22 protein-coding genes and 1 other annotated feature are annotated in these 22,872 nt (G+C 69.2%); of the genes, 8 read left to right on the plus strand and 14 right to left on the minus strand.

The features are described 5' to 3' along the window. Window positions 1-52: 52 nt before the first annotated feature. Window positions 53-274, plus strand: a complete 222-nt coding sequence (locus tag OXS49_RS12130) for a hypothetical protein (RefSeq protein ID WP_267424405.1) — start codon at window positions 53-55, stop codon at window positions 272-274. A 30-nt stretch (window positions 275-304) separates the two neighbouring features. On the opposite strand, the gene OXS49_RS12135 is transcribed toward OXS49_RS12130, so the two are convergent. The 10 genes from OXS49_RS12135 to OXS49_RS12180 form a co-directional block, all read right to left on the minus strand. Further along, on the minus strand, window positions 305-1,072 hold the full coding sequence (locus tag OXS49_RS12135) for a DUF1223 domain-containing protein (RefSeq protein ID WP_267424407.1): 768 nt from the start codon (window positions 1,070-1,072) through the stop codon (window positions 305-307). A 7-nt stretch (window positions 1,073-1,079) separates the two neighbouring features. After that, complete coding sequence (locus tag OXS49_RS12140; protein WP_244002733.1) at window positions 1,080-2,096, minus strand: lipid A biosynthesis lauroyl acyltransferase; 1,017 nt, start codon at window positions 2,094-2,096, stop codon at window positions 1,080-1,082. A gap of 83 nt (window positions 2,097-2,179) precedes the next feature. Further along, a complete protein-coding gene (locus OXS49_RS12145; RefSeq protein WP_267424439.1) occupies window positions 2,180-3,205 on the minus strand; it encodes a zinc-binding dehydrogenase in 1,026 nt (341 codons plus the stop codon). A gap of 52 nt (window positions 3,206-3,257) precedes the next feature. Then, window positions 3,258-3,596: a type II toxin-antitoxin system PemK/MazF family toxin gene (locus OXS49_RS12150; protein ID WP_244002731.1), complete on the minus strand. Its 339-nt coding sequence runs from the start codon at window positions 3,594-3,596 to the stop codon at window positions 3,258-3,260. Window positions 3,597-3,988: 392 nt separating this feature from the next. Continuing rightward, window positions 3,989-4,276 (minus strand): SH3 domain-containing protein, encoded by a 288-nt coding sequence (locus tag OXS49_RS12155; protein WP_244002728.1) that lies wholly within the window; start codon window positions 4,274-4,276, stop codon window positions 3,989-3,991. 31 nt (window positions 4,277-4,307) lie between these two features. After that, window positions 4,308-5,075, minus strand: coding sequence for an SDR family NAD(P)-dependent oxidoreductase (locus OXS49_RS12160; RefSeq protein ID WP_267424412.1), 768 nt, complete (start codon window positions 5,073-5,075; stop codon window positions 4,308-4,310). Continuing rightward, entirely contained in the window at window positions 5,072-6,355 is a 1,284-nt protein-coding gene (locus tag OXS49_RS12165) for a beta-ketoacyl-ACP synthase (protein WP_267424414.1), read from the minus strand. The genes OXS49_RS12160 and OXS49_RS12165 overlap by 4 nt, the downstream gene beginning before the upstream one ends. Before the next feature lie 61 nt (window positions 6,356-6,416). Next, window positions 6,417-7,709, minus strand: coding sequence for a Zn-dependent hydrolase (locus tag OXS49_RS12170; RefSeq protein WP_267424416.1), 1,293 nt, complete (start codon window positions 7,707-7,709; stop codon window positions 6,417-6,419). A 98-nt stretch (window positions 7,710-7,807) separates the two neighbouring features. Next, a complete protein-coding gene (locus OXS49_RS12175) occupies window positions 7,808-8,269 on the minus strand; it encodes a tellurite resistance TerB family protein (RefSeq protein WP_244002720.1) in 462 nt (153 codons plus the stop codon). 638 nt (window positions 8,270-8,907) lie between these two features. Continuing rightward, window positions 8,908-10,422, minus strand: coding sequence for a CYTH and CHAD domain-containing protein (locus OXS49_RS12180; RefSeq protein WP_267424418.1), 1,515 nt, complete (start codon window positions 10,420-10,422; stop codon window positions 8,908-8,910). A 338-nt stretch (window positions 10,423-10,760) separates the two neighbouring features. Between OXS49_RS12180 and selB the strand changes: the two genes are divergently transcribed. Beyond that, window positions 10,761-12,722 (plus strand): selenocysteine-specific translation elongation factor, encoded by a 1,962-nt coding sequence (gene selB, locus OXS49_RS12185; RefSeq protein WP_267424440.1) that lies wholly within the window; start codon window positions 10,761-10,763, stop codon window positions 12,720-12,722. Here selB and OXS49_RS12190 read toward each other — a convergent pair. The 3 genes from OXS49_RS12190 to OXS49_RS12200 form a co-directional block, all read right to left on the minus strand. Beyond that, entirely contained in the window at window positions 12,719-13,018 is a 300-nt protein-coding gene (locus OXS49_RS12190; RefSeq protein ID WP_267424420.1) for a hypothetical protein, read from the minus strand. The genes selB and OXS49_RS12190 overlap by 4 nt on opposite strands. 100 nt (window positions 13,019-13,118) lie before the next feature. Further along, window positions 13,119-13,397 carry an MSMEG_0570 family nitrogen starvation response protein gene (locus OXS49_RS12195; protein WP_267424422.1) on the minus strand — a complete coding sequence of 93 codons (279 nt, stop codon included), beginning with the start codon at window positions 13,395-13,397 and terminating at the stop codon, window positions 13,119-13,121. Beyond that, on the minus strand, window positions 13,390-14,604 hold the full coding sequence (locus OXS49_RS12200) for an MSMEG_0565 family glycosyltransferase (protein WP_267424423.1): 1,215 nt from the start codon (window positions 14,602-14,604) through the stop codon (window positions 13,390-13,392). The genes OXS49_RS12195 and OXS49_RS12200 overlap by 8 nt, the downstream gene beginning before the upstream one ends. 350 nt (window positions 14,605-14,954) lie before the next feature. On the opposite strand from OXS49_RS12200, the gene OXS49_RS12205 reads away from it, so the two are divergent. The 6 genes from OXS49_RS12205 to OXS49_RS12230 all read left to right on the plus strand — a co-directional run bounded on the left by OXS49_RS12205 (window position 14,955) and on the right by OXS49_RS12230 (window position 22,304). Next, window positions 14,955-15,725, plus strand: coding sequence for a GDSL-type esterase/lipase family protein (locus OXS49_RS12205; protein WP_244002709.1), 771 nt, complete (start codon window positions 14,955-14,957; stop codon window positions 15,723-15,725). Between the two features lie 165 nt (window positions 15,726-15,890). Next, window positions 15,891-16,421, plus strand: a complete 531-nt coding sequence (hslV, locus tag OXS49_RS12210; protein ID WP_243922869.1) for an ATP-dependent protease subunit HslV — start codon at window positions 15,891-15,893, stop codon at window positions 16,419-16,421. Between the two features lie 141 nt (window positions 16,422-16,562). Beyond that, window positions 16,563-18,233, plus strand: coding sequence for a methyl-accepting chemotaxis protein (locus OXS49_RS12215; RefSeq protein ID WP_267424425.1), 1,671 nt, complete (start codon window positions 16,563-16,565; stop codon window positions 18,231-18,233). Window positions 18,234-18,387: 154 nt separating this feature from the next. After that, window positions 18,388-18,443: a sequence feature (sul1 is cis-regulatory element that is thought to sense ions involved in sulfur or methionine metabolism; They are found in Alphaproteobacteria), on the plus strand. A gap of 61 nt (window positions 18,444-18,504) precedes the next feature. Beyond that, window positions 18,505-20,001, plus strand: coding sequence for a SulP family inorganic anion transporter (locus OXS49_RS12220; RefSeq protein ID WP_267424427.1), 1,497 nt, complete (start codon window positions 18,505-18,507; stop codon window positions 19,999-20,001). Between the two features lie 102 nt (window positions 20,002-20,103). Continuing rightward, the gene (hslU, locus tag OXS49_RS12225) at window positions 20,104-21,417 is read left to right on the plus strand and encodes an ATP-dependent protease ATPase subunit HslU (protein WP_267424428.1); all 1,314 of its coding nucleotides are present in this window, start codon (window positions 20,104-20,106) and stop codon (window positions 21,415-21,417) included. Window positions 21,418-21,479: 62 nt separating this feature from the next. Then, complete coding sequence (locus OXS49_RS12230) at window positions 21,480-22,304, plus strand: DMT family transporter (protein WP_267424442.1); 825 nt, start codon at window positions 21,480-21,482, stop codon at window positions 22,302-22,304. Between the two features lie 4 nt (window positions 22,305-22,308). Here OXS49_RS12230 and OXS49_RS12235 read toward each other — a convergent pair whose 3' ends face one another. After that, a complete protein-coding gene (locus tag OXS49_RS12235; RefSeq protein WP_091714599.1) occupies window positions 22,309-22,710 on the minus strand; it encodes a PTS sugar transporter subunit IIA in 402 nt (133 codons plus the stop codon). Window positions 22,711-22,872: the final 162 nt, after the last annotated feature.

The raw sequence follows: 22,872 nt of genomic DNA on the forward strand, positions 1-22,872 counted from the left end.
CTTCGCGCAGGCAAAGGCGTTTCCCGCGCCGCAAACATCGAGACTGCCGTCCATGCATCGTGTTCGCCGGATCGTACGCGCCATCGAGAGCCTCATCGTCGCTGCCGTGATCGGTACCGTCGCCCTGGTAAGCCGTGTCATCGATGGAACGATCGGCTTGGTCGGCCGCCTGTCCGACCGGTTCGATGCCAAACTCGCCGAACTGGCGCACGAGTCGAAGACGCGGCACAGGCGCGAGGGTCGCCGTCAGATCGACCCGATCAGTCTCGAATAGGGCGTCCCGGGGCACGGAAAACCCGGCGGTTCAGAGCCCTGGTCCCTTCGCGGCTCCCAAGATGCGGCCGGGTTTGGTGTCGGCGCCGCCCTGAAGCAGCACGACCCAGCTGTCCGCATCGGCGATCTCGGCCAGCGTGCCGGGCACGTCGAAGCTGAGCGGCTGACCGCCCCAATGGCCGAGATGCTGCAGGCCCCGAACCACGTTGACATAGGTTGCGGTCCGCCCGCCATTCTCGCCGGACTGGATCGCGACCGCCCGGCGGCGCAACACGGGGACCAGCCAGACCTCGCCGCGCGCCTGCGTCTTGGCGTCCGGCGCAGCCCCGATCTCGACGCGAATGCGGTCGCCGCGCGCCTCACCGTGAACGGCGATCGGCAATCCATCTTGCTGGACGCCGTCCCGCATCAGCCGGTCGAGGGCGACCCTGTCCGAACCCACGGCCACGCCGCTGCCATCGACCACCGCCTGCGGCGTGAAGACCTGCCGGCCCCCGCGTCCCCGGGCATACGCGCGCTGGCGCTCGGTCAGCGGTCGCGACGCCAGCGTGTCCTTCCAGCCCAGATAGTCCCAGTAGGTCACCGGCAGGGTCAGGGCGATCACCCCGGGCTGACGCGACAGGTCGCGCAGGATGGGCTCGGCCGTGCGGCAGGCACCGCAGCCCTGACTGGTGAACAGCTCCACGACCGCGCGGACCGGCTCGGCCCGTGCCGCGGAGGTAGCCACGGCGGCCACGAGCAGGACCGCGGCGCCAAGCGCGCTGCGTTCGCGGATCCAGGCTTGGTGCCGAGACGTCATGGCGCTATCAGAGCGCCTGGTCCGCCGCCTGGGAAATCACGTTGGCTTGAGACGGTTGTACCGGTACTGCGGCCGATGGCGGCATGGCCCGCGCCTTGGGCAGCATGTCAGGCCTCCAGCGACGGTGCATCCACAGCCACTGGCCGGGATTCTCGCGCACCCAGGATTCGACCACGGCGGTCATCGCCTGCATGGCGCCGGGCACGTCGATGGTGCCGTCCGCGGCCCGCGGCAGATCGAGTGGTGGTGTCAGTTCGAGCCTGAAACGGCCCTCCGGCAGCCGGACGACCCGGACACCGTGGACCGGGCATTCATAGTGCCGGACGAGCTTGGCGAGCAGCGGATTGGCAAGGCAGGGCCGCCCGAGGAACTGCACCACGACGCCGCGGGTGAAGTGCTGGTCGATCAACTGGCCGAGATGACCGCCCTGCTCCACGACGTCGCGCATGGCGAAGACGGCGCCCGGCTTCGAGGCGGCCAGTCCGCCCATGGACCGGCGGCGGACCTCCTGCACGAGACGCGCGGCCGCCGGATTGTTGGGCGGCCGGAACACGGCCGTCGCGTCCAGGCCGAACCGCGCCGCGGCGATCGCCGGCAATTCCCAGTTGGCGAGATGCGCGGAGAAGATCAGGCCCGGCTCGCCGTCGTCGCGCAGGGTGGCGAAGTGCTCGATCCCGGCGACCTCGGTCCGCAACGGGCCCGCTGCCGCCGGATCGTAGTCGAACAGGCTGTCGAGATGGGCGTACTCGGCCCCGACACGGCCGAGATTGTCCCAGGCCTCGAGTGCGATGAGTCGCCGTTCGGCCTCCGGCATCTCCGGGAAGGCTGCCCGCAGGTTCGCCAGCGCGGTGCGATGAGCCGGCAGGAGCGGCCCGATCCGGCGGAGCAGGCCTGCGCCGAAGGCGGTCGAGCGCTGCGGCCCCAGGAGGCGCGCCAGCCAGACCAGAGCACGGATCAACGGGATCATGGCGTAGCCCGCAAGGCGCGGCCAGGACCGTTTCAGAACGAGGGCGAGACGCAGCACTGTTACTTCCCAGGCAGATCCGGGCCGCCCCCACGCACCCTTACGGCCCCGTTTACGCCATGTCCGGCGCAGCGCGAAGCCCGCTACAGACCGACGAGGATCTTGCCGAACACCGTCCGCGATTCCAGGCGTTCCAGCCCCTGCGCGAAGTCGGCCAGGGGGTAGACGGTGTCGACGACGGGCCGGATGCCGGCGGCCATCTTGTCGAGGGCCTGATGGATATTGGCGAGCGAGCAGCCGAACGAACCGGTGATGCGGTATTGCTGCTGGAACAGTTGCATCAGGTTCATGGTCGCCGAGACGCCGGAGGTCGAGCCGCAGGTGACCAGACGTCCGCCGCGCTTGAGGCAGAGCAGCGAGCCGTTCCACGTGTCGGCGCCGACATGCTCGAACACGACATCGACGCCCTTGCGCTTGGTCAGGCGCCGGACCTCGCCCTCGAACCGCTCGGTCCGGTAGTTGATGACGTGGTCGGCGCCCAACTCCGCGGCCCGGCGTCCCTTCTCGTCGTCGCCGACCGTCGTGTAGACCGTGCAGCCGATCGCCTTCGCCATGCGGATCGCCGCGGTGCCGATCCCCGAGCCGCCGGCATGGACGAGCACGCTCTCGCCGGGCTCCAGACGGGCGTTGTCGAACAGCATGTGCTGGACGGTGCCGAACGCGATGCCCGCGCAGGCGGCATCGGTGTCGCTCACCCCATCCGGCACCTTCACGACGAGGCGCGCCGGCAGGGTCACCAGTTCCCGGGCGAAGCCGTCGAGATGGAAGCCCATCACGCCGGAGACGTCCTCGCAGAGGTTGTCGCGCCCCTCGCGGCAGGCCCGGCACTGGCCGCAGGTCATGGCGCCGTAGGGCACGATCCGATCACCGGGCGCGAGACCCGCGACGCCCGCCCCCACCGACTCGATCGCGCCCGCGGCTTCCGCCCCGACCACGAGGGGCAGCTTGCGCTTGACGAAGGCCATGCCGCGAAAGCCCCAGACGTCGATGAAGTTGAGCCCGACGGCGCGGATGCGGATCCGCACCTCGCCCGGACCGGGCGCCGGCGCGGCCTCGATCTCGGTCAGGCGCAGGTCGCGGTCGCCGAAGAGCTGAAGGGCTTGTACCATCATCGTCTTTCCATCATCGGCGCCCTTGATTTCGGATGCGCCGCGATCAGCATCAGGCATGCAGGATCGCTTCGAAATGGGTTGCGAGTTGCGCGCGATCCGCCTCCGCGAGATGTCCGATCCGGCGGCCGATCTGCGTGTTCGGCAGCGTGAAAAGCTTGCAGCGGACCACCGAAGGATGCTTCAGGCCGGCCGCCGTCAGATCGATGATCAAATGGTCGCTCGGCCAGTGGCTACCGATGCCTGTCGTGATCATCGCACTCACGACAGGCCCGTTCGCGGTGTTGAAAGTGCCGTTCGAGAGCACCTTCACCGGCCGCGGTTTGCGGACCGGAACGTCGATGAAGGGAAAAAGCGCCGTGAGAACATCAAAGCGTTCAAAGGCCGTCATAGGCTGCGGCATCGTCCGGGCTGTTCCATTCCGTCAGCGTCGCGCTCAGAGGCAGTAGATACGGATCAGGCATCGGCCGCTCTGGATCTACGGTGATCATCGAACCGCGGCGGGTCTGCAAGTCATGCCAAATCTCTGCATCGGCCGGCTCCGGCCGGACGCCATCGGTCGGGTGTCCGGTCTCAGTGTCGACGATCTTGCGGAAGCGCAGGGGCTTGCCCTCGACCCGGAGAACGATGAGTTGGTCCGGCCGCAGCGTGCGGATCGCCCGCGCAGGATCAGGGTCGCCATCGTTTCACCTCTCACCGAGAGCTACGCGCCGGCCCGTCGCAGATCAACATGGCCTCGCGCATCGAAGCACAGAGCGGCAGCAGCCAGCTCGCGCTGGCGCCCTATTCCGGCGCCAGATACCGCCGCCGCGCCCAGCCCAGGGTCCGCCCGGCCTTGACGCGGCACCATGTCGTGCGGCTCGGCGTGTCGTTGGTACAGCCGAAGACCAGGGCGCGGACACGGATCTCGCCGATCTGCTCGGCGGCGGCGTCCGGCTCAACGCGAATGCTCAGTGCCTCGCCCGGCGCCAAGCCCGTGACCCGGTAGGCTTCGGGCTCGGCCCGGGCCGGCCCGGCGGCGAACGGCGCCCCGATACAGAAGACCATGGCGAGGGCAGAGCTGGCACGCATCGGCGGTATCGTCCGGTTCGGCATGCTCCGGTCAGGTCCGGTGGACGCCCATCATCGCGGTCAGACCGCCGTCCACCGGCAGCACCGCCCCGGTGATGTAGGACGCGCCCGCGCCCATCAAGAAGGTTGCGAGCGCTGCGACATCTTCGGGCTGCGCGAACCGCCCGGCCGGGATCTGGCGCTCCATCCCATCGCGATACGCGGCGTAGCGCGCCATCATGGCGGTGTCGACGAAGCCGGGCGCGATCACGTTGACGGTGACGCCGCGCTTGGCCGTCTCGATCGCGAGCGTGCGGCAGTAGGCGATCAGCGCGCCCTTGGTGGCGGCGTAGGCGGCGTTGCCGGCATTGGCCCGCAGGGCGGCGACCGACCCGATCGCGACGATGCGGCCGGACCGCGCCCGCGTCATCGGGCGGATCAGCGCCTTGGCGAGCCGGGTCAGCGAGAAGAAGTTGACCTGCATGGCGGCCTCGGCCTGCTCCTGGTCGAGCATGGCGGCGAGCGCGTCGTAGGACTGGCCGGCATTGTGGACGAGGCCGTAATAATCGCCCTCCTCGGCTGCCGTGCAGAAGGCGTCGAGGGCCGCCCGATCTGCGAGGTCCAGGGCATGGGCCGCGAAGCCGCAGTCCGGATGGGCCGCTCCGAGCTCGGACAGCAGCGCCTGGGCGTCGTCGGCCGAGGATCGATAGGTGAATTCCACCGCAAAGCCCGCGCCGGCCAGGGCCCGGACGATCGCCGCACCGATCCCTGACGCGCCGCCGGTCACGAGGATACGGCGGGGGGCCGTCGCCGCGCTCACGCCGGCTCCGCTCCGAAGACGAGGCACGTATTCTGGCCGCCGAACCCGAAGGAATTCGACAGCACGGTGCGCACCGGAAGGTCCCGGGCCGTTTCGACGATATCGAGGGCGATCGTCGGATCCGGCACGCGGTGGTTGAGGGTCGGCGGGATGCGGCCATGGCGGATGGTCATGAGCGACACCGCCGCCTCGATGGCGCCGGCGGCCGTCAGGGTGTGGCCGATCATCGATTTGTTGGAGGTCACCGGCAGGGCGGCTGCGCGGTCGCCGAAGACGGCACCGAGACCCAGCGCCTCCATCTTGTCGTTCTCGGGCGTCGAGGTGCCGTGGGCGTTGACCGTGTCGATCCCGTCGGGTTCGAGCCCGGCATCCCCCAGGCTCGCCCGGATCGCCGCGATGATCGGCGCCCCGTCGGGGCTGGAGCGGGTGCGGTGGAAGCCGTCGCCCTTCTCGCCGCAGCCGAGGACGTAGCCGAGGATCTTTGCGCCGCGCGCCCGGGCCGACGCAGCGTCTTCGAGCACCAGAGCGGCGGCACCCTCACCCATCACGAAGCCGTCCCGGTCCTTGGAGAACGGCTTCGAGGCCGCCTCCGGATCGTCGTTGCGGGTGGACAGGGCCGAGAGCAGCGAGAAGCGGATCAGCGATTCCGGGTTCACCGAGCCGTCCGTGCCGATGCACAAAGCCGCTGTGGCCTCGCCGCGCCGGATCGCCTCGACGCCGAGCTGGATTGCGGTGGCGCCGGAGGAGCAGGCGGTCGAGAGCGAGATCGGCGAGCCCTTCGTGCCGAACCGCTCGGCGATGCGATCGGCCACGGTGCCGAAGATGAACAGATCGTGCCAGGCGTCGAACCGGCGCGTCGCGGCGGCCCGAAGCAGGCCGGCGTAATCGACCGGGCCGTCACCGCCGGCTGCCTCGGCCAGGGCCTGCCGCTGCGGCCATTCCATCTCCACCGGGGGCACCGCGATGAACAAGGCGCCGGGGAAATCACCCGCCGTGCCGATCCCGGCCTGGGCGATCGCCTCCTCGGCCGCCACCGCTGCGAAGCGCTCGGACAGGAGCGGCGCCACCAGCGGCTCGGTGTCGAGGAAATCAACCGTGCCGGCGATCCGGGTGCGCAGGCCCTCGGTGGGGAACCGCGCGATGGCGTGGATGCCGGACCGACCCTCGGTCATGGCAGCCCAGGTCTCGGCCTGCCCCTGGCCGAGGGAGGAGACGACGCCGAGGCCGGTGACCGCGACGAGCGGTCGGCCCCTGGCGTCGCGGTAGGATTGCGCGCTCATGGGGCGGCCCTTAGCGGATTTTCCGCCGCCTTACACCACCGGACATCCGATGGCCGCCCCGTCATTCCGAGGCGGACGCGCCGGGTCCGGTCTCGCGGGGGGCGTTGGCGAGGCGCAGCACGGTCTGGAGCAGCACGTCGGTGCCGGCCGCGCAGTCGGCCTGGGTGGCGGATTCCGACTCGTTGTGGCTGATCCCGTCCTTGCATGGCACGAAGATCATCGCGGCGGGCACCCGGGCGGCGAGGTTGCAGGCATCGTGCCCGGCTCCCGAGATGATCCGGCGCCGGGGATGGCCGAGTCCTTCGGCCGCCGCGTCGATCGCCGCCACGATGGCGGGGTCGAACGGCACCGGCTCCTTGCGCCAGATCCGGTTGAGCTGGATCTCCAGGCGGCGGCGCCCGGCGATCTCGGCAGCCGCCTCCTGCAGGGCGGTCTCCATGGCGTCGAGGGTGGCCGAGCGCGGGTCACGCACGTCCACCGTGAAGGCGACCCGTCCGGGCACGACGTTGCGGGACGGCGCCAGAATCGCGGCCTCACCGATCGTGGCCACCGCCGAGGGGGCGTGCGCCAGGGCGATGCGCTCCGCGGCCAGCGCGAATTCGGAGAGCGCCAGCAGCGCATCCCGGCGGCGGGGCATCGGCGTGGTGCCAGCATGGCTCTCGAAACCGGTGATCACCCCGTCGAACCACATGATGCCCTGGCCGCCCTCGACCACCCCGATGGTCTTGCCCTCGGCTTCCAGGATCGGCCCCTGCTCGATGTGCAGCTCGACGAAGGCGCCGATCTCGCGCGTCCCGACGGCCTCGACCCCACGATAGCCGATGGCGTCGAGCGCCTCGGCAACCGTGGTCCCGGCAGCATCGCGCTTGGCGAGGATCTCGTCGGTGGTGAAATCTCCGGCGTAGGCTGCCGAGGCCATCATGGCGGGCGCGAAGCGGGAGCCTTCCTCGTTGGTCCAGTTGACCACGAGGAGCGGCGCCTCGGTCTCGATGCCGGCATCGTTGAGAACTCGCATCACTTCGAGACCGGCCAGAACGCCGAGCACCCCGTCGAACTTGCCCCCCGTGGGCTGCGTGTCGAGATGCGAACCGAAGGCGATCGGCTTCCGGCCCATATCCCGGCCGGGGCGGAGGGCATACTGCGTCCCGAGCGCGTCCACCGAGACCTCCAGCCCGGCCGCGATGCAGGCCTCGCGGAACCAGTCCCGGACGCGGCCATCCTCGGCCGAGAGTGTCAGACGATTGATGCCGCCGGCCGGCGTGCCGCCGAACGCGGCCGTCTCCAGGATGGTGGACCAGAGCCGTGTGCCATCGGCGCGCAGGTTGTGGGTCTTGCTCAGATTCGTCTCGGCCATGCCGGTTCCTCTCACGGCGCAGCGCCGTGTCACGCCTGGGTCGTCGATCCGCCCGCCGTTCTGCGCCGGGCGCACCGTCTCAGCAACGCCGATGCCAGTCAGGCCGGCGGCCGACGCACCGGGTTGGCCCGCAGGAGCCCGACGCCGTCGACCTGCAGAGCGGCGGCGATCGCCCCGAGGGCACTCGCCTCGATATTGCTGATCCCGTCCTGATCGGCGACATCGGCGGCGATCAGGAAGACGTTCTCGCGCTGGCTGTCGGGCCGCTCCGCGATCGCCGTGACGTTGCGCAGGTTCTCCGCGCGGCCGAGGCGGGTCCGCGCCCGGGCGATCCCCTCGTAGAGTTCGGTCTCGAGCATCAGCGCATCGTAGCCCTTCATCAGCACCGGATCGGCGCTCAACCCGAGGAGGGCAGCGTCAAATTCCTGACCGGCCACCTCACCGTCGGCCACGATGACGTTGGCCGCAGCCGAGACCGCAGCGAGCATCAGCGCCTTATCGCCGACATAGGCCGTAACGGTGCGGCCCACGTGGCCGAGGAGGTCGCGGAGTAAGCTCATGAAGGCTGTGCCGGGGGCTGGGCGCGGGCTGAATACGGGAGGGATAGCAGAGGCTGGCGCGGAAGGAAGCCGAGGTCGCGCAACGGCTCGACGCACCGATCGCCGGCGCGACCAGAATCTGCAACTTCTGCGGTCTCTTGGCTTGGTAGACACGCTCGGGCAACATCGCCATGCGACGAGTCGGTTCAGCCGCGCCGATGCGCGGTCGACGGGTGGCGGGCCAAGTCCCCCCAGCGAGTTCCGCCACCGTCGTCACGCCGCCGGAACGAGGTTCGGGTGCCCCCCAGGCCCGACCTTCGCGCCGGCGGCGGTTTCTACCTGTGGGCGATCTTCGTTTTCGATGCGCCTGCCCCTGGACCCGATCCGAACGCCCCGTCGGCCCGTGCGGCCATAAGCGGCTACGATGTGTGCGAATCTGACTTCGGTTGCTGGCTACTGGATAAGTAGTTTACGGGACACGACAGTCATCCGCTGACATGCCTGACAGGCGCTCTCCCTCCCCCTTTGCGGGGGAGGGAGGGAAGCGGCTGCCGGATCTGCCTTGTCCAACGCCGATATATGAACCCGGTATGCCACGCCGGAACAGGAACCCGCGCCCCCTCCGCAGGGCGCGAGATCCGCAAGCGGTAGCGTGCGCCTCAGCGCCAGAATGGCTTCAGGTCGAGGAGATCCGACCGGGCATCGGCGGCAGCCTTCAGGAGCTGCTGCGCGCTCGGATCGTCCGAACCGGGCATCGGCGGCCCCGAGAGGCGTTCCGTCATCGCACGGGCGGTCTCAAGGTCGTTGAGCGCCCCGAGATGATCCTGCAGATCCGACAGGGCGTCGCCGAACTTTTCCTGCCGACGGCGCGCTTTCTTCTTGTGGTAGAGTCCTGCGAAGAATTCCGCGCCGTAGCGCAACTTCTTGGCCGCGATCCGGGCCCTGTGCCGAGTGTGCGGATCGAGATGCTTCAAGCCGCGACCGCGCTTCCTCAGTCGCTCGCGCGCCTTGTCGAGTACGCGGACGGCAAAGTCGCGCCCGTCCTCGGCGGCGGCCGGCTGCGTGGTCCAGGCGCCGGTCTCGACCCAACCGGCGAAATCGATGATCAGGCTGCGCCATTGCGGGCTCTGCAGCGTCGACAGGACCACCGCGTAGGCGCGCTCCCGTTCGGCCTCGGCCCGCTCGCGAAGCCCGTCGAGCCCGGCCTCGTCCGGGCGCTCCTTCACCAGGTCCGGCAGGGTGTGTCCGAGGAACACATCGAGGTTGCGGCCCTCACCGAAGGGTTCGGTGACACGCTTGATCTCGTCGGCGAAGCTCACCGCCCGGGGATCCCCCGCGAGCATCGGGGCGAACAGCGACAAAGCCGAACGCAGGCGACGCAGGGCAACGCGGATCTGATGGAGAGCCTCGGGCGGCTGCCCGTCCTCCAGGAACACCGTCTCGTTGAGCCGCATGTGGCGCAGGCAGGCCCGTGCCACCGTGCGAAACACCGTGCCGGCGCTCGCATCCTCCGGCAGATCGATCGCCTCGGACTTGACGATGGAGCGTCCGCCGCCGTCGATCAGCGCGAAGCCGATCGCGCTCTTGCTGTAGACGCTCAGGCGCAGCGGCACCGTCTCGGCCAGGGCCTGCGCCAGCTGGAACAGGTCGGCCGGATCGCCCTCCTGGAGCTCCAGCTCGATCTCGCAGAGTGGCGCCTCGCCCGAAGGGCTTTCCACCCGGCCTTCGTCGAGGGTGACGAAGATCCGCGACTCGCCTTGGGTGACCGGGATTTCCCGGCGCATCACGACAGTCGAGAAGAGCCGCTCCACCGGCGCATCAGCCTCGCGCAGCACCGCCTCGGCGGCCGTTCCGGCCCAGGCGGCGGGATCGGGATCCTCGCCGGCGATCTCGGTCTCCCACTCGGCCCGGTCGAACAGTCCGATATCGCCCGCGCCCGCCTTCACGGTCTGGATATGGCGGCCACCCTTGGCACGCACCCGCAGCGTCAGGCCGGCCGCCTGCAAATCGCGGTTGGCTGTGTCGAAATAGACGCTGATCAGCTGGTCGGGCTCGACATCCGCCGCGCCCGGCAGCCGCGGATGGGCGGCGAGCACCGTCAGATCGGGCCCCGCGCAGGCGAGCTTCAACTCGACTTCGCGCGGCTCCCCGGCGTTGCGTCTGCTCTCGCTCATGCTCTCCTCGTCGTAACCATGCATGCCCAACCGTCTAAGGCATGCGTCGGGTTGCCGCGACCTGTCGCGGCCAGACCAAACGGCCGCGATCGCAATCGACGTCAGTGTAGCAAAATCGCGCGGTGCGCGGAGTCGCACCGAAATCGCTCAGTCGCATTGCAAGCCGGGCATGTTGCACTGCGTAAAAATCGCTCTTCCCCAAATCGAAAACGCATGGCAAAACAAATTGTCCACAATCCATCTGCCGTGCATGCCCCGGCCCCGACCGCCCGGCGGCCCCTGGTTCGACGATGAGCCGGCACGGCGGGATTCCCGACGATTCGAGTGGTGTGCGCGGCATGGACGGCAGCGTCGCGGAGATAGTCAGGTCGGTGACTGCGTTGAAGACACTTCTCGTGGGCGTGGTCGGACACGTGGATCACGGCAAGACGGCGCTCGTCCGGGCGCTCACCGGGGTCGAGACGGACAGGCTCAAGGAAGAACGCGCCCGCGGCGTCTCGATCGTGCCGGGCTTCGCGCTCCTGCCCACCAACGCGGGAGAGATCGACCTCGTTGATCTGCCCGGCCACGAGCGCTTCGTCCGCGCCATGGTGTCGGGGGCGACCGGCATGCGGGCCGTCCTGCTGGCGGTGGATGCGCATGAGGGCATCAAGCCGCAGACCGTCGAGCACCTCGAGATCGCACGGCTGATCGGCGTGCGCCGCGGTGTCCTGGCGCTCACCAAATCCGATCTGGTCAGCCCCGAGGTGGTCGCGGCACGTTCGGCCGAGATCACGGCCGCCGCGGCTCGGGCCGGCCTTGAGGCAGGACCGGTCATTCCGACCTCCACGGTCACCGGCGCGGGCCTGTCCGACCTCGGGACGGCCCTCGCCGAGCTGCTGGCCGACGCCGAAACCGGCCGCGACGACGGTTTCCCGTACCTTCCGGTGGACCGGGTCTTCTCCCGCGCCGGCTTCGGGACGGTGGTGACCGGAACCCTGCGACGGGGGGGGCTCTCGGTCGGCGACTTAATCGAGATCGTACCGGGCGGGCGCAGCGCGGTTGTGCGTGGTCTCCAGATCCACGGGCGTCCGGTCGAGCGGGCCGAGCCGGGGCGACGCACGGCGGTCGCCCTGCGTGGGGTCGGGCTCGATGAGATCGCTCGGGGACAGGCCCTGGCGCCGGCGGGTCTGCTCGAGTCGAGCGCGTGGCTCGACGTGGCGATCACGGCCGCCGCCAGCGCGGACGCCGCCGTGGCGAGCGGTACGACCTGTCGCCTGCTGTTCGGGACCACCGAGGTCGAAGCCCGGCTGCGCCTGCTCGATCGTGACGTCCTGGAGCCGGGAGCCAGCACGCAGGCGCAGCTGCACCTCGCGCAGCCGGTCTCCGTCCCGGCGCGGGAGCCCTATGTTCTGCGGCTCGATTCGCCCGCCGCGACCATCGCGGGCGGGCACATCCTCGATCCGGCGAGCCGGCGCCGGCGCCGCAACGATCCGCGTACCATGGCCAATCTGGCCGCGCTGGCATCGGGAGGGCCGGCGAAGGCGATCTCGGTCCGTCTCGGGCAGGTCGGCGCGGCCGGTGCCCCCCTCGCAGAACTGGCCAGGCTCGCCGGCACGGCCCCGGACCGCGCCCGGGAAATCCTGACCGCATCCGGCGCGCGCGAGGTCGGCGACCGCTTCATCGGCGCGCCGGCCTTCGAGGCTTTGCAGACCGGGATCCTGGCGACGCTCTCGCAGCATCACCGCGACTTCCCGATGGAGCACGGGATCGCCCTGGAACGCCTGTCGCGGTCGCTCGTGCTTTCCGACCTCCTCGTTAGCTCGGCTCTGCGGGCCCTCGTGGCGGCGGGGGGTGTAAGTCAGGCCGGCACCCTGTGGCGGCGCGCCGATTTCGATCCTGCGCGCAACGAGAGCGAGGCCGCCCGCCGGCTGGAACAGATGTTCCGACGTGCCGGACTGAACCCGCCCGACGAGAGCGAAGCCGTGGGGCGGGACGTGCGCCGTCGAGAAGCGCTGACTTATCTGGTCGGCGCCGGGACGGTGATCCGAGCCGTCGACCGCGTGCAACGCCGCGCGGTCCTGTTCCACCAGGAGGCGGTGGCCGATGCCCGGACGCGCCTTTTGGAGGCCTTCCCCAACGCCGGGACGCCGGAGACCGGCTTCCTCGCCCGGGAAGCGGGCGCGACGCTTGGGATCTCCCGCAAGTTCTCGATCCCCCTCCTCGAGCATCTCGACGCCACGGGCTTCACCCGGCGGGCAGGCGACCGGCGGATCCTCGTAACCCTCGAATCGCCCTCCGGCATCGCGGAAGCCGGCTAGAAATCTGCGCCGGGCCAGTCCCCCGGTCCGGGCTCGTAGCAGGTATAGCCGATCAGGCAGTTCGGGTTGTCCCGGGTGGGGCGGAAGGCGCGCTTGGCGATCTCAGTGGGCTCGCAGAACGACCGGTCGCGCACGAACCGGTCGTAGGTCATCCCACCGGTGCCGAGGACGAGGGCACCCCGCCCCTGGATCAGCCGGCTCGTCTGCTGACAGGTCATTGCCTTACTGGAGGGCCGCGTCTGCGCTCCGACGGGCGTCGCGGCCAGGACGAAGGCCGCAGCAATCCGGGTCACCATAACGTTCGTCTGCCTCGATCGTGAGCCGTGCGGCTCGGACCTGACGACAACCCCTGTTCGCATGCGTTTATCCCGAAGCGAAGCACGCAAGGCGCGGCGATCACTCCTCGAAGGCTTCGACGTATACGGTTCCGGAATCCTGGCGGCTGGCAGCCTCCTCGATCCGGGCGAGTTGCGCCTGGGCCCGCCCGCACGGAAAGCCGTAGCGGGCCTGAACGCGCTCGCTGGCGATGCCGAGGGCGACGCGGCTCAGGCCCACGAACTCATCGAGCGGGTAGTCCTGCCCGACCGCGAGGTGGTCCTTGATGACCAGCGAGGGCGAGTAGCAGGCCTCGCGGGAGCCGTCCGGCCAGCGGATGTGGAAGCGCATCTCAGGCATCGGTGGGTACCCGCGTGATGTTCCAGGCCGCCGCGCCGGTGGCCGGCGGCACGGCCAATCTTGGTTCCTGTAGGAGCGTCGCATAGCCCGGCAGATGCCGTGCCGCGCAGGCCGCCCAGGTATGGACGCGGGCCGCATCGATGCCGGCATTGCGCAGACGGGCGCGCCGCGCCGGTGCCAGGCTCTCCCGCATCGCCACCGTTAGGGCTTCCCCATCTTCGGGATTGACCATCAGGGCCTCGCCGGGGGCGAGATACTCGGTGAAGGGTGGCCGCTTGGAGACGATCACCGGGATGCCGCAGGCCATGGCCTCCAGCACGCATTGGCCGTACCCCTCGGCCAGGGAGGGAGAGACCAGCGTCGTGCAAAGTCGGTAGAGCCCCGGCATGTCGGCCTGGTCGACCGGCCCAGTGCGAATCACCGGCTTGCCCGGACCGACCGCCAAGCCCGCGCGTTCCAGCGCGGCGCAGCAAAAGGCCTCGTAATCCGTCGGTTCAGGGGATGACGCTGTGCCCACCACGACGAGTTGAGCCTTCGGGACGCGTCGGTGCAGCGTCGCGAACGCCTCGATGATCGCGAGGCCGTTTTTGCGGGCATCGAAAGCGCCGATGCTCAGGAAAACCGGTCCGCGGCCGAGCCCAAGGCGCCGGCGCAGGGCCTCGTCGCCGGGTTCCGGATCGGGCCTGAAGGCCGTCCCGTCGACGCCGGTGCCGACCACCTCGGCCCGCGCTCCGTACTCGGCCGCAAGCGTCGCGGCCCAGGTTTGGCTGAGGCAGAACAGCTGCCCGGCATCGACGATCGCGCGATCCTGCCATCGGGCCAGTTGCGGGTCCGAGAGCATCTCGGTCCGGTGGACCGTGCGCGCGAAGCCGGCGATGAGGCGTCGCCGGGTCAGCGTCGTCAGCGCGTTGCCGCCGATGCCGCACTGCGCGTGGAAGACATCGAAATCGCAGGCCGCGGGTGTCGAGAAATGCGCCAGATAGTCGGCGATCCGTGCCCCGACCAGCGCGGCTCCGGCGCCGCGGATCGGTTTTGCCGCCACCGACACCACCGGACAGCTGGCATCGCGGAAGAAACCGCGGCCGGTCGGATCGGGGGCGTGAACCACGGCCTCGTGGCCTAACGCGCACAAAGCTTCGCCGAGTGCCAGCGCATGGATCCCGGTGCCGTGGGGTTCGGTGGAAGAGGTGAGGATCGCGATGCGCACGCTGTCGACCCTGGGACGGCGCAACCCGGTTCGCGGCCGGTTCGGACGTCATGCCCAGCGACCCGAACCCCGGTCTCCGCCGCCCTCTCGGAGACCCGGAGCCCGACATACGCATCGTCCGTGCCGCAGATCGATCAAGGGGACGGACGCAAAGCGGTGGGCGATCCGCGGGCGTTAATTTTGTGTTACGAATTCACTTCAGATTAACACCGCTGGCCGAACGGCCCTTTTCAAATCCCCGTGTGAGACTGTAACCATTGCTCGCGAGTGCCGGAGCTGTCGGTCCAGTGTTCAAGTCCGCGAAAAACCAGTCCTCGAACACTCAGGTCGCCCCCCGGTCGACCCGCGGTATGCTGCGCCGGCTCGGCCTGCTGTGCGGCCTGCTCGTAATCCCGACGGCGGTACTCGCCTACGCGGATCTGTTGCCCGAATCGCTCGACCTCCTGGGTATCGATCTGCGCGAAAGCCCGGATCTTCCGCATGTCGCCCGCCAAATCGCCATCGGTGCGCCGCTGAAGATCGTGGCGTTCGGTTCGTCGTCGACCGAGGGCATCGGCGCGTCGAGCCCCGCGAACGCCTATCCGGCCCGGCTGCAGACCGACCTGCGCAAGAAGCTGCACGGCATCGACGTGGCGGTGATCAACCGCGGCATCGGCGGCGAGCACGTGGATGACATGCTGGCGCGCCTGGACCGCGACGTGATCAAGGCGGAGCCGCAGCTTGTCATCTGGCAGACGGGCAGCAACGATCCGCTGCGCGGCGTGTCCGTGGCTCATTTCCGCGCCGCCACGGTGGCGGCGATCCGTCGGATCCGCGAGGCCGGCATCGACGTGGTGCTGATGGAACCGCAATGGTGCCCGAAGCTCGAGTCGACGCCGGGTGCCTCCCGCTTCCTTGAGGCCGTTCGCAGCATCGGGGACGAGCTGGACGTGCCGGTCATCCGGCGCGCCGACCTGATGCATGGCTGGGTGCAAGACGGGAAGCTGACCACGAAGCAGCTCTTCGCCTCCGACGGCCTGCATATGGCCGATGGCGGCTACGCCCTCCTGGCCGAAGCTGCGGCGCAGTCGATCCTGTCGGATGCGGGATCGGTGCAGACGCCTGAGGCGGTGGCCGAGTAGAGCAAGCCGTCGGGTCCCCGCGAGAACCGGGCAAGATCCCAGGATTGCGGTGACGATCCGGCTGGACGTGGCCGGCCAATCTCCCCATCTCGACGCGATCGAGATCGGAGCCGACCGTTGAGCCAGGACACATTCAGGTACGACGACCGGGGCGCGGTGCCCCAGATGCATGCCACCACCATCCTGATGGTCCGAAAGGGTGGCCGCGTGGTGCTGGGCGGCGATGGACAGGTCAGCCTCGGACAGACCATCGTCAAGGGCAATGCCCGGAAGGTCCGGCGTCTTGCCAAGGGCGCCGTGATCGGCGGCTTCGCGGGCGCCACGGCCGACGCCTTCACCCTGTTCGAGCGGCTCGAAGCCAAGCTCGAACAATATCCCGGACAGCTGACCCGCGCCTGCGTGGAGCTGACGAAGGATTGGCGAACGGACCGCTACCTGCGCCGGCTGGAAGCCATGATGCTGGTCGCCGACCGCGACGTCAGCCTGCTCCTGTCGGGATCGGGCGACGTGCTGGAACCCGAGAGCGGCGTGATGGCCATCGGCTCGGGCGGCAACTACGCGCTGGCGGCAGCGCGGGCCCTGGAGGATGGCGATCTCGACGCGGAGGCGATCGTGCGCCGCGCCATGGCGATCGCCGCCGAGATCTGCGTCTATACCAACGGCAATCTGGTCATGGAGGCGCTCGATGGCGCCTGACTTCTAGCCAGGTGAGATCCATCGTTGCGGGTGCGCAGCACGGTCGTGCGAATACAGATCCATCCGCCCACGGGCGGTTAACGGCCTCTTGAACTATCAACGATATTTTGCATCCAACCGAGCCTCTAGGGTTGGAGCACTATGAATATCGGCGGGAAACTTCTGGGCTTCGTGGGCGCGTGCAGCCTGACGACGCTGGTGGTCGCGGGCGTCGGCGTGGTGACGCTGCGAAGCTTTGAGACGTCCCTATCGAACGTCGAGAATGCCTCAATCCGTGCGCTCAACGCGGCGAACTTCAACCGGCTCGCCGCGGAGGTCACGATGGACTCCCGGGGCGTCTACGCCTCCGCCGACCGGGCCGAGGCGGCGAAATATGCCGCCGGCATCCGGAAGGGCCTGAGCGAGATGGATGCCCTCCGGACCGAGTGGGCTCCGCAACTGGCCGAGTCCGAGCGTCCGCTCTTCGAGGCCATGACCCGCAACTTCGAAGCCTACCGCACCCTCCGAAGCGCCCTGGCGGACGCCGGAGAGACGGCCGGCCCGCGCGCCGCCGCCGAGCTCGGCTTCAACGACTCCAACCGCGCCAATCGCAAAGCCTTCCAGGCCAGCATCGACGCCCTGGTCAGCCAGGGACGGGTCGAGATGGCGGCGATCCGGGGCGATACCCAGGCGCTGTTCCAGGCGCGGACGATCCTCCTTCTGGGCCTCGCGCTCCTCGGCACGTTGATCTGCGGCGCCCTGGGTCTGCTCGTCGGACAGCGGCAGATCGCCCGGCCGCTACGCGCGGTCTCGGACGCGATCGAGCGCCTGTCGCGGGGGGATCACGCGCTGCCGGCCGTAACGGTTCGCCGCGACGAGATCGGCGCGATCTGGACGAGCACGCGGATCCTCAGCGAGATGCTGCAGAAGGCGGAGGCGCAGCGCCAGGATCACCAGCGCTCGGACGCGGATTCGACGACGCGCAAGCGTAGCGAGATGACCGCCCTCGCCGATCAATTCCAGGGCAATATCGGTGGCCTCGTCCAACACCTCGCCGGTGCGGCCGCCGGGATGGAGCGGGCCGCCGCCACGATGGCCGGCAATGCCGAGCGGACAGGCAGCCAGTCGCAGGCCGTGACGCGCGCCGCCGAGACCACGTCGCACAACGTCGAGGCGGTGGCAGCCGCGACGGAGGAACTCGCGGCCACGGCGAGCGAGATCGGCGTTCAGGTTTCCCAGACCTCGAGCGCCGCCGAGAGCGCGGTCGAGGCGACCCGGCGCACACGGGCCAGCGTCCAGGCCCTGGCCCGAAGCGCCGATGGGATCGGGCGGGTCGTGTCGCTGATCTCGACCATCGCCGGGCAGACCAATCTGCTCGCGCTCAATGCCACGATCGAAGCAGCGCGCGCCGGAGAGGCCGGGCGGGGCTTCGCGGTGGTGGCGACCGAGGTGAAGGATCTGGCGACGCAGACCGCCAAGGCGACCGAGGAGATCGCCGGCCAGATCGCCGCCATGCGCACCGCGACGCACGAGGCGGTGGCGGCGATCGAGGAGATCGGCGGCACGATCGAGCAGGTCCACGGCATCGCCCTCGGCGTGGCCGCCGCGGTCGAGGAGCAGCAGGTCGCCACGCAGGAGATCGCGCGCAGCATCGCCGAAGCGGCGAGCGGCACCCGCTCGGTCACCGACACGATGGCCCTGGTGCTCGGCGCGGCAAACGAGACCGGCATCAGCGCGGCACAGGTGCTCGAGGCTGCCGCCGACATCGCCCGGCGGTCGAACGGGCTCGGCGGAGAGGTGGCGGGCTTCGTCACGCAGGTCCGGGCCGCCTAAGCAGGGTTCGCGAAAGCGGCCACCGGTTTTGCGATAAAAACCTGCAACCGGCCAAGAACCCAAGCAGCGTTGGCACGCCAACGCTGCTTCGGGGCGGTCCTGCACGGGGCGACGTTGCGTTGCAGCGCGAAGCGCCGTAGGGATACGGCATTCGCAAGGACCCGGTGAAAGCCCGGGTGGCTCTTCCGGCCGCCGATCCGCCGGACCACGCATCCGAGTCGCCAGTTTGTCCGCTCCAAGGCGCGGACGTGCGCCTCGTGCGGAACATCCCATGCAATCCAGCTTGTCCGGACCCACTGGCCTTCGCGGCCGGTGGTTCTCCAATCTTCGCGGCGACACCCTTTCGGGCATCGTCGTCGCCCTCGCCCTCATCCCGGAAGCGATTGGCTTCTCGGTAATCGCCGGGGTCGATCCCAAGGTCGGCCTCTACGCTTCGGTGGTCATCGCCTGCACGATCGCGTTCGCGGGCGGACGCCCTGCGATGATCTCGGCCGCCACTGCCGCCACCGCCGTCGTCATGGTCGAGCTCGTGCGCGAGCACGGGGTTCAGTACCTCTTCGCCGCGACCATCCTGATGGGGCTCATCCAGATCCTGGCCGGCGTGCTGAAGCTCGGCCGGCTGATGCGGTTCGTCTCGCAATCGGTGATGACCGGCTTCGTCAACGCCTTGGCGATCCTGATCTTTTTAGCGCAGCTGCCCGAACTCACCGGCGTGACCCCGGCGACCTACGGGCTGATCGCACTGGGACTCGCGATCATCTACGGCGTCCCGCGGATCACCCGGGCCGTTCCGTCCCCCCTGGTGGCGATCGCCGTTCTGACCGTCGTCACGGCTGTGTTCCACCTCGACGTGCGCACCGTCGCGCACCTCGGCGCCCTACCGTCGTCGCTGCCGAGCTTCGCGCTGCCGGACGTGCCCCTGAACTGGGAGACGTTGCGCATCATCCTGCCCTACGCGGCGACGCTTGCCGCCGTCGGCCTTCTGGAGAGTCTGCTGACCGCGCAGATCGTCGACGACATGACCGACACCGGCAGCGACAAGAATCGCGAATGCATGGGTCAGGGCGTCGCCAACATGGCGTCGGCCGTGTTCGGCGGCATGGGTGGCTGCGCGATGATCGGCCAGTCGGTGATCAACGTCTCCTCCGGGGCGCGGGGCCGGCTATCGACTCTCGTGGCCGGGGCCTTCCTGCTCCTGCTGTTGGTGGCGCTTCAGGATCTGCTCGCCGTCGTGCCGGTGGCGGCGCTCACCGCCGTGATGATCATGGTCTCGCTCAACACCTTCTCGTGGCGCTCGCTGGCGCAGTTGCGCACCAACCCCCTGCCCTCGTCGGCGGTGATGCTGGCGACGGTCCTCGTCGTGGTTGCCACCAAGGATCTCGCCATCGGCGTCCTGGTCGGTGTGCTCCTGTCGGGGGTGTTCTTCGCCGGGAAGGTTTCGCGCCTCAGCCAGGTTACGTCCGCGTTGTCGCCCGACGGGAAAACCCGAACCTACCGGGTCACCGGGCAGATCTTCTTCGCCTCCGCCGGCACCTTCGCGGAGGCGATCGATGTGCTCGAACCGGTCGAGCGCCTCGTCATCGACGTGACGGGCGCGCATTTCTGGGACATCTCGGCCGTGGCTACCCTCGACCGCGTGGTGCTCAAGGCCCGTGCGCGAGGGCGCGTGGTCGAGGTCGTGGGGCTGAACGCAGCCAGTGCGACGCTGGTCGAGCGATTCGGAACGCACGACAAGGCCGATGCGGCGCCCTCGCTCGGGACGCACTAAGGCGGCACTACGACCCCGCGCAGCCCCTTGCGCGGGGGCGCGCGGGACCCCATTCCCGACCGTGGGCCGCGGGATGCGGCCGGCAACAGGGATGGCACAGCGGTGACGACGTTCTCTCCGCGCGAGATCGTGTCCGAACTCGATCGCTTCATCGTCGGGCAGCATGACGCCAAACGCGCCGTGGCCATTGCGCTGCGCAACCGCTGGCGCCGCCAGCAGCTCACCGGGCCGCTCCGCGAGGAGGTCGCGCCCAAGAACATCCTGATGATCGGGCCCACGGGCTGCGGCAAGACCGAGATCGCCCGGCGCCTCGCCCGCCTTGCCAACGCGCCCTTCCTGAAGATCGAAGCCACGAAGTTCACCGAGGTCGGCTATGTCGGCCGCGATGTCGAACAGATCGTACGCGACCTCGTGGAGGTGGCGATCGGCCTGACCCGGCAGACCAAGCGCGACGGCGTGCGGGCCAAGGCCGAGGCGGCTGCCGAGAACCGGATCCTCGATGCCCTGGTCGGTCCCACGGCCAGTGCGGCCACCCGTGACAGCTTCCGCCGCAAGCTGCGCGACAGTGAGCTCGACGACAAGGAAGTGGAGCTGGAACTGGCCTCGGGCCCGCCTGCGGGCATGCCGATGTTCGAGATTCCCGGCATGCCCGGCGCGTCGATGGGGGCGATCAACATCGGCGACATGCTGGGCAAGGCGCTCGGCGGCCAGCGCGGCAAGCCGCGGCGGATCCTCGTGCGTGACGCCTTCGCGCCGCTGATCGCCGAGGAATCCGACAAGCTGGTCGACGATGAGGCGCTGGTCCGCGAAGCGATCCGCGAGGTCGAGAACAACGGCATCGTCTTCCTGGACGAGATCGACAAGATCTGCGCCCGCGAAGGCCGCTCCTCCGGCGACGTCTCCCGCGAGGGGGTGCAGCGTGACCTGCTGCCGCTGATCGAGGGCACCACGGTGGCGACCAAGCACGGGCCGGTGAAGACCGACCACATCCTGTTCATCGCCTCTGGGGCCTTCCATGTCTCGAAGCCGGCCGATCTCCTGCCGGAATTGCAGGGCCGTCTCCCGATCCGGGTCGAGCTGCAACCGCTGACGGTGGACGACTTCCGCCAGATCCTGACCTCCACGGAGGCGAGCTTGCTGAAGCAGACCGTGGCGCTGATGGAGACCGAGGGTGTGACCCTGACCTTCACGGACGATGCCGTGGACGCTCTGGCCAAGGTCGCCGTGGAGGTGAATTCCTCGGTGGAGAATATCGGCGCCCGGCGGCTCCAGACGGTGCTGGAACGGGTGATCGACGAGATCTCCTTCACGGCCACTGACAGGTCGGGCGAGACCGTGCCGATCGACGCCGCCTATGTACGGTCCCGCGTTGCGGATCTGGCAGCCAATGCGGATCTGAGCCGGTTCATCTTGTGAGCGTGGTCGGACGGGCGCGCCCGTCCCCCGTCATCCTCTCAATCGCCGCCCTCGTGACCGGCATGGTCTCGCTCCAATGCGGCGCCACCTTCGCCAAGAGCCTGTTCCCGGTGCTCGGCGCGGCCGGTACGTCGTCCCTGCGGGTCGGCTTCTCGGCGCTGATTCTCGTCGCGATCTGGCGACCGTGGCGTCGCATCCTGCCGCTCCGTGAGGCCGGATGGATCGCCCAGTACGGCGCGGCGCTGGGGGCGATGAACCTGCTGTTCTACCTGGCTCTGGCCCGTCTACCGCTCGGACCGGCGGTGGCGATCGAGTTTGCCGGACCGCTTTCGGTCGCGCTGATTGCCTCGCGCCGCAGGTCGGATTTCCTGTGGATCGGCCTTGCCGTCCTCGGGCTGATGCTGCTTCTGCCGATCGCCACGACGGACGGCCTCGATCCGATTGGCGTCGTCCTCGATCTCGGCGCTGCCGCGGCCTGGGCGCTCTACATCCTGTTCGGGCAGCGCGCGGGCCGAATCGATGGCGGTCAGGCGGTCTCGCTGGGCATGCTGACGGCCGCCCTCGTGGTCGCGCCCTTCGGCGTGGTTGAAGCTGGATCCGCATTGCTGGCGCCGGGCGTGCTGCTGGCCGGCCTCGTCTTGGCGCTGATGTCGAGCGCCCTGCCCTATTCCCTTGAGATGGTCGCCCTGCGCCGCCTCGACCGGAAGAGTTTCGGCGTGTTGATGAGCCTGGAGCCGGCGGTCGCGGCCTGCGCCGGGCTGATGCTGCTGGGCGAGCGAATCACGCTCGTGCAGTGCCTCGCGATCGGCCTCGTCATCGCCGCTTCGATCGGAATCACCGCGGGCTCGCGGCGTCCGCCACGCGAACTGGCGCTTCTGGAAGCCTGAAAGCCTATTTCCCGGCGAGCACGCGGGAGGCGACGTTGATGTATTTGCGCCCCGCCTCCTGGGCGTGGAGCACAGCATCGCCGAGATTCTCCTCGTCGCGGACGCTGGCGAGCTTGATCAGCATCGGCAGGTTGATGCCCGCCACCACCTCGACCGACCCGCCATTCATGCAGGACAGCGCAAGGTTGGAGGGAGTCCCGCCGAACATGTCGGTGAGCACCACGACCCCCTCGCCGGTATTCACGCGGCAGACCGCGGACATGATGTCCCGCCGCCGCAATTCCATATCGTCCTCCGGCCCGATCGTGATCGTTTCGATCTGATCCTGGGGGCCGACCACGTGCTCCAGAGCGGCCTTGAATTCGGTCGCCAGCAGCCCGTGAGTGACGAGCACCATGCCAATCATCGACACGTGTTCCAACGTCCTGTGTGTGCCGCCATGTTGTGCATCGCACATCCCCCCACAAGGCGAACGCGACTTTTTTGCCCGGACAACCCTGCGATCATGGCACGGCTGCTGCGCGTGCGCCATGGGGCAGCACCACCGCTGCGCGACTCGGGCGACGTG

It is taken from the genome of Methylobacterium sp. GC_Met_2 (assembly GCF_026540795.1).
Classification (GTDB): Bacteria; Pseudomonadota; Alphaproteobacteria; order Rhizobiales; family Beijerinckiaceae; genus Methylobacterium.

What these genes read in the sequence shown, in the direction of transcription:
- OXS49_RS12165 (WP_267424414.1), bottom strand. Translation starts at nt 6,355, where the DNA reads ATGAGCGCGCAATCCTACCGCGACGCCAGGGGCCGACCGCTCGTCGCG.
- hslV (WP_243922869.1), top strand. Translation starts at nt 15,891, where the DNA reads ATGCATGCCACCACCATCCTGATGGTCCGAAAGGGTGGCCGCGTGGTG.
- OXS49_RS12135 (WP_267424407.1), bottom strand. Translation starts at nt 1,072, where the DNA reads ATGACGTCTCGGCACCAAGCCTGGATCCGCGAACGCAGCGCGCTTGGC.
- OXS49_RS12195 (WP_267424422.1), bottom strand. Translation starts at nt 13,397, where the DNA reads ATGCCTGAGATGCGCTTCCACATCCGCTGGCCGGACGGCTCCCGCGAG.
- OXS49_RS12215 (WP_267424425.1), top strand. Translation starts at nt 16,563, where the DNA reads ATGAATATCGGCGGGAAACTTCTGGGCTTCGTGGGCGCGTGCAGCCTG.
- OXS49_RS12170 (WP_267424416.1), bottom strand. Translation starts at nt 7,709, where the DNA reads ATGGCCGAGACGAATCTGAGCAAGACCCACAACCTGCGCGCCGATGGC.
- OXS49_RS12220 (WP_267424427.1), top strand. Translation starts at nt 18,505, where the DNA reads ATGCAATCCAGCTTGTCCGGACCCACTGGCCTTCGCGGCCGGTGGTTC.
- OXS49_RS12180 (WP_267424418.1), bottom strand. Translation starts at nt 10,422, where the DNA reads ATGAGCGAGAGCAGACGCAACGCCGGGGAGCCGCGCGAAGTCGAGTTG.
- selB (WP_267424440.1), top strand. Translation starts at nt 10,761, where the DNA reads ATGGACGGCAGCGTCGCGGAGATAGTCAGGTCGGTGACTGCGTTGAAG.
- OXS49_RS12155 (WP_244002728.1), bottom strand. Translation starts at nt 4,276, where the DNA reads ATGCGTGCCAGCTCTGCCCTCGCCATGGTCTTCTGTATCGGGGCGCCG.
- OXS49_RS12235 (WP_091714599.1), bottom strand. Translation starts at nt 22,710, where the DNA reads ATGATTGGCATGGTGCTCGTCACTCACGGGCTGCTGGCGACCGAATTC.
- OXS49_RS12190 (WP_267424420.1), bottom strand. Translation starts at nt 13,018, where the DNA reads ATGGTGACCCGGATTGCTGCGGCCTTCGTCCTGGCCGCGACGCCCGTC.
- OXS49_RS12230 (WP_267424442.1), top strand. Translation starts at nt 21,480, where the DNA reads ATGGTCTCGCTCCAATGCGGCGCCACCTTCGCCAAGAGCCTGTTCCCG.
- OXS49_RS12145 (WP_267424439.1), bottom strand. Translation starts at nt 3,205, where the DNA reads ATGGTACAAGCCCTTCAGCTCTTCGGCGACCGCGACCTGCGCCTGACC.
- OXS49_RS12205 (WP_244002709.1), top strand. Translation starts at nt 14,955, where the DNA reads ATGCTGCGCCGGCTCGGCCTGCTGTGCGGCCTGCTCGTAATCCCGACG.
- OXS49_RS12150 (WP_244002731.1), bottom strand. Translation starts at nt 3,596, where the DNA reads ATGACGGCCTTTGAACGCTTTGATGTTCTCACGGCGCTTTTTCCCTTC.
- OXS49_RS12130 (WP_267424405.1), top strand. Translation starts at nt 53, where the DNA reads ATGCATCGTGTTCGCCGGATCGTACGCGCCATCGAGAGCCTCATCGTC.
- OXS49_RS12175 (WP_244002720.1), bottom strand. Translation starts at nt 8,269, where the DNA reads ATGAGCTTACTCCGCGACCTCCTCGGCCACGTGGGCCGCACCGTTACG.